This window comes from Micromonospora deserti (assembly GCF_003236335.1).
GTDB lineage: Bacteria > Actinomycetota > Actinomycetes > Mycobacteriales > Micromonosporaceae > Micromonospora > Micromonospora deserti.
This window is the reverse complement of sequence record NZ_POUB01000246.1, coordinates 1-8,944: the sequence shown is the minus strand read 5'-3', so window position 1 is coordinate 8,944 and position 8,944 is coordinate 1. Positions and strand designations below refer to the sequence as shown.

Here is an 8,944-nt window from a genome sequence, read left to right as displayed (position 1 = left end):
GAGCCGGGTGCCGGTCGGGGAGGGCGACGGCACCTGGAACTGGAATGCCCGGGACGCGCTGCGCGCCGCGATCAACGGATGGGAACGGCCGCTGGACTGGTCCTCCGGCAACGGGGAGCGGTTCGCCGAGCGGATCCTGCCCCGCCTCGGCGAGCTCGCCGACGAGCGGTTGCGCCAGCGGCACGGCCTGACCCGCGACTCCGATCCCGCTCGGGCTCGTGCCCTGCTGGGCGATCGCCTGTGGACGTTCCTCAACGCGCCCTCCCGCCGCCCCCCGTCGCCGCGCGACCTCGCGGTGATCGTCGCCGAACTGGAGAAACTGTGATGGACGTGGACCGGAGCATGCCCGCCACCGAGGTCGGCCACCTCGCCCGGGCGGTGCTCGACGCCGTCGGCCAGGTCGTGGTCGGCAAGCGCGACGCGCTGGAGCTGGTCCTCGCCGGGATCCTGGCCGGCGGGCACGTGCTCCTGGAGGACCTGCCCGGCCTCGGGAAGACGCTGACCGCCCGCTCCTTCGCCCAGGCCCTCGGGCTGGACTTCCGCCGGCTCCAGTTCACCCCCGACCTGCTGCCGGCCGACGTGACCGGCTCCTTCCTCTACGACCAGCGCAGCGGGGAGTTCGCGTTCCGGGCCGGCCCGGTCTTCACCAATCTGCTCCTCGCCGACGAGATCAACCGGACCCCGCCGAAGACCCAGTCCGCCCTGCTGGAGGCGATGCAGGAGAAGCAGGTCTCGGTGGAGGGCGTGACGTACCGGCTGGACGAGCCGTTCCACGTGCTCGCCACCGCCAACCCGATCGAGTACGAGGGCACCTACCCGCTGCCGGAGGCGCAGCTCGACCGCTTCCTGCTCCGGGTCTCCTTCGGCTACCCGCAGCACGAGGAGGAGTGGGAGGTGCTCCGCCGGCGGATGGCCCGCCGCCGGGAGGAGGCGGACATCACGCCGGTCGTGGACGCGAAGACCCTGCGTGCCATGCAGGCCGCGCTGGAGGACGTGGTGGTGGAGGATTCGGTCGGCCGCTACATCGTCGCCCTCACCGCGGCCACCCGCGAGCACCCGTCCGTGCTGGTCGGCGCCTCGCCGCGAGGCTCGCTGGCGCTGCTGCTGCTGGCCCGGGTGCGGGCGGTGATGGCCGGCCGGGACTATGTGGTGCCGGAGGACGTCAAGGAGGTCGCCGTGCCCGCGCTGGCGCACCGGATCACGCTGCGGCCGGAGATGTGGCTGCGCCGGGTCGACCCGTCTTTCGTCGTCGGTGAAGTGCTGGCGGCCACGCCGGCCCCGGCCAGCGGCGCCCTGCCCAGCTACGCCGCCGGCCGGCCCGGGCGCTGATGGCGACCCCGACGCCGCCCCCGACCGAGCCGCCGGAGCCGGGGCCCGAGCCGGCGAGCGGCTGGGCGCCCACCTGGGCGCTGGGCCGGGCGGTGCTCCTCACCGGCCTGTTCCTGATCGCCGGGGTGCTGCTGGGCCGGGTCGACCTGATCGTGCTGGCAGCCCCGTTCGCGATCGGCACGGCGTACGCGCTGCGCCGCCGGCCGGCCGCGCTGCCGCAGGTGTGGGTCTCCGCCGCCGACGGCCACCTGGTCGAGGGGGGCGAGCTGACCGGCACGGTCACCGTCGGCAACCCGGACACCGTCGACTACGAGGTCACCGTGGTCCGCACCCGGGTCTCGCCCTGGCTGCGCGTCGAGCGGGCGACCATCGCCGGCGCCGCGGTCGCGTCCCGCTCCGGCGCGACGGCCGCCCCGTCCGCCGCCGACCGCCCGTTCGCGACGGCCGTGCCGCCGGCCGCCGCGGTCGACCTGGAGCTGGTCGGCACCGCGCTGCGCTGGGGCCGCCACCCGATCGGCCCGGCCGGCGCCCGGGTCGCCGCCGCGCAGGGCCTGCTCGTCTCCCGGGCGGTGGTCACCGAGCCGGTCCGGGTGCGGGTCTACCCGGTGACCGAGCCGTTCGAGGCGGTGGAAACGATGCCCCGGGCCGCCGGCCTGGTGGGCGCGCACCACTCGCGCCGGGCGGGCGAGGGCGGTGAGCTGGCCGGCGTCCGGATCTTCGCCCCGGGCGACCGGCTGCGCCGCATCGACTGGCGGGTCTCGCTGCGGGCCCGGCAGCTGCACGTGGCGGCCACCCTCTCCGACCGGGACGCCGAGGTGGTGGTGCTGCTCGACGTGCTCGCCGAGGCCGGCCGCTCGGGCGGCGTCACCGGCGCCGCGTCGGTGCTGGACACCACCGTCCGGGCCGCCGCCGCGATCGCCGAGCACTACCTGCACCGCGGCGACCGGGTGGCCCTGCTGGAGTACGGCCCCGCCGCGCGCCGGCTGCGCCCGGCCACCGGCCGCCGCCAGTACCTGACGGTGCTGGAGTGGCTGCTCGACGTACGCGCCGAGTCGTCCCCGCACGAGCCGTACGACCAGGTCTTCGGGTCGCAGCTGCTCTCCGCGGACGCGCTGGTGGTGGTGCTCACCCCGCTGCTGGACGAGCGGTCGGCGCAGATGCTGGCCCGGCTGGCCCGGTCCGGGCGGTTCGTGGTCGCGGTGGACACCCTGCCGGCCGACCTTCCCCTACCGAAGGACCGGGGCTGGGCCGAGGTGGCGTACCGGCTGTGGCGGCTGGACCGGGACACGATGGTCGGGCAGTTGCGGGAGCACGGCGTGCCGGTGGTGCGCTGGGCCGGCGCGGGCAGCCTGGACCAGGTGCTGCGGGACGTGGCCCGGCTGGCCACCGCCCCGAAGGTGGGGCACAGGTGAGCGCGAGGAACGCAGCGGAGCGGAGTCCCGCAGTCGCGAGCGAGGACGGGCACAGGTGAGCGCGAGGAACGCAGCGGAGCGGAGTCCCGCAGTCGCGAGCGAGGACGGGCACAGGTGAGCGCGAGGAACGCAGCGGAGCGGAGTCCCGCAGTCGCGAGCGAGGACGGGCACAGGTGAGCGCGGTCATCGAACGGGTGCGCGCGGTGCGGTACGCGGCCGCCCGGATCAGCCTCACCCCGCTGCTGGTGCGGGCCGGCATCTTCCTCACCGTGCTGGTCGGTCTGGTGCTGGCGTACCCCTCGCAGGTGCTCCTCGGGCGGCCGCTCGGCGCCCTGGTCGTGGTGGCGGTGCTGCCGGCGGTCGCACCGCGCCGGATCTGGCCGACCTTCGCGGCGCTGGTCACGGCCGGTGGGTGGCTCCTCGCCACCGACGGGTACGGCCGGCCGATCGCGCTGTGGCGGCTGCTTGCCGTGGCGGCGGCGCTCTACCTGGCGCACACCCTCTGCGCGCTGGCCGCGGTGCTGCCCCACGACGCGGTGGTCGATCCGGAGCTGATCGTGCGCTGGCTGGTGCGGGCCGCCGGTGTGCTGCTGGCGACCTTCGTGCTCGGCGTGCTGCTGGTCGAGCTCGCCGGCATCGGCCGCGAGGCGGGTTTCCAGGCGGCGACGGTGGCCGGTCTGCTGGTCGCGGTCGCGGTGACCGCGTTGCTCGGGTGGCTGCTGCGACGCCGGTGACGAGCGGTCCCACGGGGACGTTGCGCAGGTCACAGGGGTTGTGCTCCGTCACAGAAGGGGGGCGCGAGCGGGATTAGCCGAGCCCCCCGGGGAAAGATAGATAACGTGAATCCGAAGCGGATCCTTGTGGTGGGTGCCGGGCACGTCGGTCTCTACGCGGCGCTGCGCCTGTCGAAGAAGCTGAGCTCCCGTGAGGCTGAGGTCGTCGTGGTCGACCCCCAGCCGCACATGACCTACCAGCCGTTCCTGCCCGAGGCGGCGGCGGGCAACATCTCCCCGCGGCACTCCGTGGTGCCGCTGCGGCGGGAGTTGCGTAAGTGCAAGGTCGTCGCGGGTGCGGTGACGCGGATCGACCACGACCGCAGGACCGCCGTCGTGCAGCCGATCAGCGGCCCGACCCGGGAGATCCGGTACGACCACGTGGTGGTGGCACCCGGCTCGGTCTCCCGGACGCTGCCGATCCCCGGCCTGCACGAGCACGGCATCGGGTTCAAGACCATCGGCGAGGCCATCTACCTGCGCAACCACGTGCTGGATCGGCTGGACGTGGCCGCCGTGACCCCCGACCCGGAGGTGCGCCGCAGCGCGCTGACCTTCGTCTTCGTCGGCGGCGGGTACGCCGGCATCGAGGCGCTCGCCGAGATGGAAGACATGGCCCGGGACGCGCTGAAGTACTACCCGGAGCTTGAGCCGGACGACATGCGCTGGGTGCTGGTGGAGGCGACCCAGCGGATCCTGCCCGAGGTCGACCGGGACATGGGTGCCTACACGGTGCATCAGCTGCTCAAGCGGAACATGGACATCCGGCTGGACACCCGCCTGGAGTCCTGCGTCGACGGGGTGGTGAAGCTCTCCGACGGTGACAGCTTCCGCGCCGACACCATCGTCTGGACGGCCGGCGTGAAGCCGTCGCCGATGCTCGACGCGACCGACTTCCCGCGCGACGAGCGGCGCCGGGTCACCTGCCTGCCCACCCTTCAGGTGGTCGACGGGGACCGGGTCGTCGACGGCGCCTGGAGCGCCGGCGACTGCGCGGCGGTGCCGGACCTCACCAAGGAGCCCGGCAACTACTGCTCGCCCAGCGCCCAGCACGCGGTCCGGCAGGCCAGCCGGATGGCCGACAACATCGTCAACGTCATCCGCGGCCGGGAGCCGGTGGAGTACAAGCACAAGCACGCCGGCAGCGTGGCCAGCCTCGGCCTGCACAAGGGCGTCGCCCAGGTGTACGGCGTGAAGATGACCGGGTGGCCGGCCTGGTTCATGCACCGCACGTACCACATGAGCCGGATTCCCTCGTTCAACCGTAAGGTCCGGGTGGTGGTCGACTGGTCGCTGGCGTTCTTCCTCAAGCGCGAGGTGGTCGCCCTGGGCCAGCTGCACGACCCGCGCGAGGAGTTCGCCGAGGCGTCCCAGCCGGTCGGCGCGCTGCGGGGCTGACATCGCCGACCGGGGTCAGACCCGCCAGATCCAGGCGTCGGTGATCCGGGTCGAGGGGCCGTAGAGCTGCTCCAGGGTGCCGCGCAGGCTCTCCGCGTGTGGCGTGCCCACGGCCAGCGCCACGCAGGAGGCGCCCCAGAAGTCGGCGTCCTGCGCGGCCTGCCGGCGCTGATCCTCCCCGATCACCGGTCGCAGCCCGCGCTTGGCGACCTCGGCCAGCAGCGCCGAGGTGGGCCGCTTGTAGGTGCCCATCGCCGCCGTGCCGTCCCGCCCGTACGGGCCGATGAAGAAGCCCTCCGGCATGCCGAACGCCGCGTCCGCCGCGGCCGCCCAGCGCATCGGCCACGGTTCCTTCGGGGTGGCCAGCGGCACCGGGACCAGCACCCCGCCGGGCCGCACGCACTCACGCCAGTGGCCGGCGGTGACGAACTCGGGCAACGGTGGCCGCTCGGCGGTCGGCAGCGGCGCCGGAACGAGTGGCAGCAGCGCCACGCCGACCGCGGCGGGCACCAGCCGCCGGGCCCGCCCGGTGCCGGCCAGCGCCCGGTCGACCGCCAGCACCAGCAGCGTGCTGGTCAGCGGCAGTACGGCGAGGGCGAACCGCATCGGCAGCGCACCGTCCACCACCGGCAGCCCGGCCAGCAGGGCGTACGGCCCGGGCACGGCGGTGCGGTCCCCGTCGAGTACCACCTGGGGGCCGAGCGACAGCCCGCCCATCACCACGATCCCGGCCACGCAGGCGACCACCAGCGGGCGGCGGCCCAGCCAGAGCGTGCAGGCGGCGGCGACCAGCAGCAGCGGCCAGCCGAGGAAGGCGTTGTACTCGGCGGGCCCGGTGGTCAGCCGGGCCGCGTCGTCGTCGCCGCCGATGGACAGCGGCGAGACCGTCCACCAGCTGCGCAGGTCCGCCGAGAAGTAGTGCGGGCTGAACATCCCGTCGGCGACGCCCTGCGGCCCGGCGAACTGGAACCACAGTGGCCAGCCCAGCACGAGCAGGGCCAGCCCGGTGGCGAGCAGCATCCCGCCGGCGAAGCCGGGCAGGACGCGCCGGGCGAGGTTCCGGTCCACCACCGCGTAGGTGACGGCCATGGCCAGCAGGGTGACGGCGCTGAGGAAGAGCACCTCCTCGCCGATGAAGACCTGCGCGGTGACCGCCGCGGCCAGGCCGAACGCCGAGGTCGCCACCCGCCGCCAGTCCAGCCTGCCGGTCGTGGTGGTGGCGCTCCCGTCCGCCGGGACGTGCGGCGCCCGGGCCGGGTCGGCGGCGCGCAGCAGCCGGACCACCAACCAGACGATCACCGGGACCAGCCACTGCGCGGTCATGTGCAGGTGGCTGTTGGTCTGCGAGACCATTCCCGGGCCGAAGCCGCAGAGCGCCGCGCCGATCAGGGCGGCGGGCCGGCGGGCCCGCAGGGTACGGGTGAACAGCAGGTACCAGGCGACCGCCGTGCCGGCCAGGTTTCCCGCCGCCAGCAGGGCGAAGGTGACCGGCGCGCCGAGCAGCAGGGTGACCGGGGCGAGGAGCACACCGAGCGCGATGACCGTCGTGTTGGTCATCAGGTTCACCCCGTCCGGCGCGTTGAGCCGGGTGGTGAGCAGGTCGAAGTCGCCGAGCAGCGCCCGCGAGTCGACGGCGAGGAACCACTCGTAGAGGGCCTGGTCCTCCGGGTTCAGCGCCAGGGTCCGGGTGGCCGGATCGGGCCACAGGCCCTGGGTGAGCCAGCCGGCCAGGGCCACGAAGAGCAGCCCGACGGCGAGATCCGCGCGGTGCCGGGTGACCGTGGTCCGCAGCCGGGCCGGCCAGTTCCGGATCAGCAGCGGCTCGGCGGGGCGGACAGCCTGGTTCGGGGCGGCGTCGGGGGCCGTGGGGGCTGCGCTGCTCACGGTCTTGACCCTAGTGTGGCTCCGCCTCGGGGGTACGCCGGGTCGCGGCGGACCCGCTACCGTGACACTGCACCACGCGTGTCGACGCGCCGGTGTCACCCGCCCGGGTGGTGGAACGGCAGACACGGCCGCCTTAAAAGCGGCTGCCGCAAGGCGTGCGGGTTCGACCCCCGCCCCGGGCACCGACACTCCCAGCTTCCGCTCAGCTTGGCGATCTCCACGGGACTGGCGGGGACGTCTACTCTTGTGGGTGCACGTTGACGTGCACCGACCCCCTGAGGGAGGCCTGACAGTGAAGACCTCGAACCCGGTGCTCGCCCGGCTCGGCCAGGCGGCTGAGCGGGAGCGCTCTGCCGGGTACGCACCGACCGGGCCGTACGGAGCGCCCGGCTACCCCCAGCAGTACCCCACGGAGGCCGGCTACCCGGCCGCTCCGCCGACCGTCAGCACCATGTCCGTCGACGACGTGGTGGTCAAGACCGTCACGCTCCTCGGCATCCTCGGCGTCTCCGCCGCGGCCGCCTGGGTCATGGTGCCCGACGCGCTGGTCGGCGTCGCCTGGATCGGCGCCGCGGTCGTCGGCCTGGTGCTCGGTCTGATCATCTCGTTCTCCCGGATGGCGAACCCGGCGCTGGTCGTCGCGTACGCCGTCGTCGAGGGCGTCTTCGTCGGCATGGTCAGCAAGTACTTCGAGACGCTCTACGACGGCATCGTGCTCCAGGCGACGACCGCCACCTTCGGCGTCTTCTTCCTGATGACCGTGCTCTACCGGGCGAAGGTCATCCGGGCCACCCCGAAGTTCGTCAAGGGCATGGTCGCGGTGATCGCCGGTCTCTTCGGCGTGATGCTGATCAACCTGGTGCTGGCGCTCTTCGGCGTCAACACCGGCCTGCGCGACGGTAGCCCGCTGGCCATCGGCTTCAGCCTGGTCTGCATCGTGGTCGCCGCGCTGAGCTTCGTGCTCAGCTTCAAGGAGGTCGAGGACGGCGTCCGGATGGGCCTGCCCCAGCGCTACTCCTGGGTTGCCGCGTTCGGCATCCTGGTCAGCCTGGTCTGGCTCTACATCGAGATCCTGCGCATGCTGAGCTACTTCCAGGGCGACGACTGATCGTCGCCCGCGACTGACCGGCGCCCGCCCCCGCACCGCGAGGGCGGGCGCCGTCGTCTGTGACCTCGGCGTTTCCCGCCGCCGCCGGGCCCGCCCAGGGCAGAGTGACTGCCGGGGGTACGCGGTGAAGGAGGCGACGTGCGCAGCGAGAACCCGGTGTTGAACCGGCTGGACCAGACCAGCCGGCGGGAGATCCGGGGCGTGGCCGTCGGCGGCGCGGAGGCGGTGAGCGTCGACGACGTGGTGGTGCGTACGGTCGGGCTGCTGCTGCTCACCGGCGCCACGGCGGCGGTGGCCTGGGTGACGGTGCGGCAGGCGGTGTGGCTGCCCGCCGCGTTGGCCGGCGCCGCCCTGGCCAGCATCGCGCTGGTCCTGGTCATCTCGCTGCGTGGGATCACCAGCCCGGTGCCGATCGTCGGCTACGCGCTGCTCCAGGGGCTGCTGCTCGGGGTGGCCAGCCGGGCGTTCGAACTGGTCTATCCGGGCATCGTGGGGCAGGCGGTGGTGGGCACCTTCGGGGTCTTCCTCGGCATGGCGTTGCTGTATCGGGCCCGGCTGGTCCGGGCCACGCCCCGGCTGGCCCGGCTGGTGGTGGGCGCGCTGCTCGGCATCGTCGCGATCAGCGTGGTGAACCTGGTGTCCTGGCTGGTCGCCGGCCGGCAGGCGGTGCCGGTGTGGAGCCTCACCGGGGAGGTCGGCTGGCTGGCGTGGGCCTTCTCGGTGGTCGCGATCATCGCCGGCGCGTTCAGCTTCATCCTGGACTTCGACCTGGTCGAGCGCGCGATTCGCGACCGGTTGCCCCGCCGCTACGCCTGGCTTTGCGCCTTCGGTCTGCTGGTCGGCCTGGTCTTCCTCTACTGGCAGCTCCTACGCCTGCTCAGCTACCTCCGCCGCTAACCCACCAGCCCGCACCCCACCTCTACCCGGTTGATCATGAAATTGTTGCCCGGCGTGGCGAGGCAAACAACTTCATGATCGACAATGCGTGTCGGGATGGGTGGGGCTCGTAGAGTCGGGGGGTGAGCGTGGGGGAGTTGGAG

At 73.5% G+C, this 8,944-nt stretch carries 7 protein-coding genes, 1 tRNA gene and 1 pseudogene; 8 read left to right on the top strand and 1 reads right to left on the bottom strand.

Annotation, left to right across the window (positions count from 1 at the left end):
• From C1I99_RS25400 to C1I99_RS25380, 5 genes and pseudogenes are all read left to right on the top strand, one after another.
• Positions 1-325: pseudogene (locus C1I99_RS25400) on the top strand (hypothetical protein); the annotation flags it as partial.
• Positions 322-1,329 carry an AAA family ATPase gene (locus C1I99_RS25395; RefSeq protein ID WP_111136712.1) on the top strand — a complete coding sequence of 336 codons (1,008 nt, stop codon included), beginning with the start codon at positions 322-324 and terminating at the stop codon, positions 1,327-1,329. The pseudogene C1I99_RS25400 and the gene C1I99_RS25395, both read left to right, overlap by 4 nt.
• Positions 1,329-2,741, top strand: coding sequence for a DUF58 domain-containing protein (locus C1I99_RS25390; RefSeq protein WP_111136711.1), 1,413 nt, complete (start codon positions 1,329-1,331; stop codon positions 2,739-2,741). The genes C1I99_RS25395 and C1I99_RS25390 overlap by 1 nt, the downstream gene beginning before the upstream one ends.
• A gap of 173 nt (positions 2,742-2,914) precedes the next feature.
• Positions 2,915-3,475 (top strand): hypothetical protein, encoded by a 561-nt coding sequence (locus C1I99_RS25385; RefSeq protein WP_111136710.1) that lies wholly within the window; start codon positions 2,915-2,917, stop codon positions 3,473-3,475.
• Between the two features lie 105 nt (positions 3,476-3,580).
• Positions 3,581-4,912, top strand: a complete 1,332-nt coding sequence (locus tag C1I99_RS25380; RefSeq protein WP_111136709.1) for an NAD(P)/FAD-dependent oxidoreductase — start codon at positions 3,581-3,583, stop codon at positions 4,910-4,912.
• Between the two features lie 15 nt (positions 4,913-4,927).
• Here C1I99_RS25380 and C1I99_RS25375 read toward each other — a convergent pair whose 3' ends face one another.
• Positions 4,928-6,796 carry a hypothetical protein gene (locus C1I99_RS25375; protein WP_111136708.1) on the bottom strand — a complete coding sequence of 623 codons (1,869 nt, stop codon included), beginning with the start codon at positions 6,794-6,796 and terminating at the stop codon, positions 4,928-4,930.
• Positions 6,797-6,897: 101 nt separating this feature from the next.
• Here C1I99_RS25375 and C1I99_RS25370 point away from each other — a divergent pair.
• The 3 genes from C1I99_RS25370 (at position 6,898) to C1I99_RS25360 (ending at position 8,801) form a co-directional block, all read left to right on the top strand.
• Positions 6,898-6,978: transfer RNA gene (locus C1I99_RS25370), tRNA-Leu, on the top strand.
• A gap of 110 nt (positions 6,979-7,088) precedes the next feature.
• Positions 7,089-7,904: a Bax inhibitor-1/YccA family protein gene (locus C1I99_RS25365; RefSeq protein ID WP_111136707.1), complete on the top strand. Its 816-nt coding sequence runs from the start codon at positions 7,089-7,091 to the stop codon at positions 7,902-7,904.
• 138 nt (positions 7,905-8,042) lie between these two features.
• The gene (locus C1I99_RS25360; RefSeq protein WP_111136706.1) at positions 8,043-8,801 is read left to right on the top strand and encodes a Bax inhibitor-1/YccA family protein; all 759 of its coding nucleotides are present in this window, start codon (positions 8,043-8,045) and stop codon (positions 8,799-8,801) included.
• The last annotated feature ends 143 nt before the right edge of the window (positions 8,802-8,944 follow it).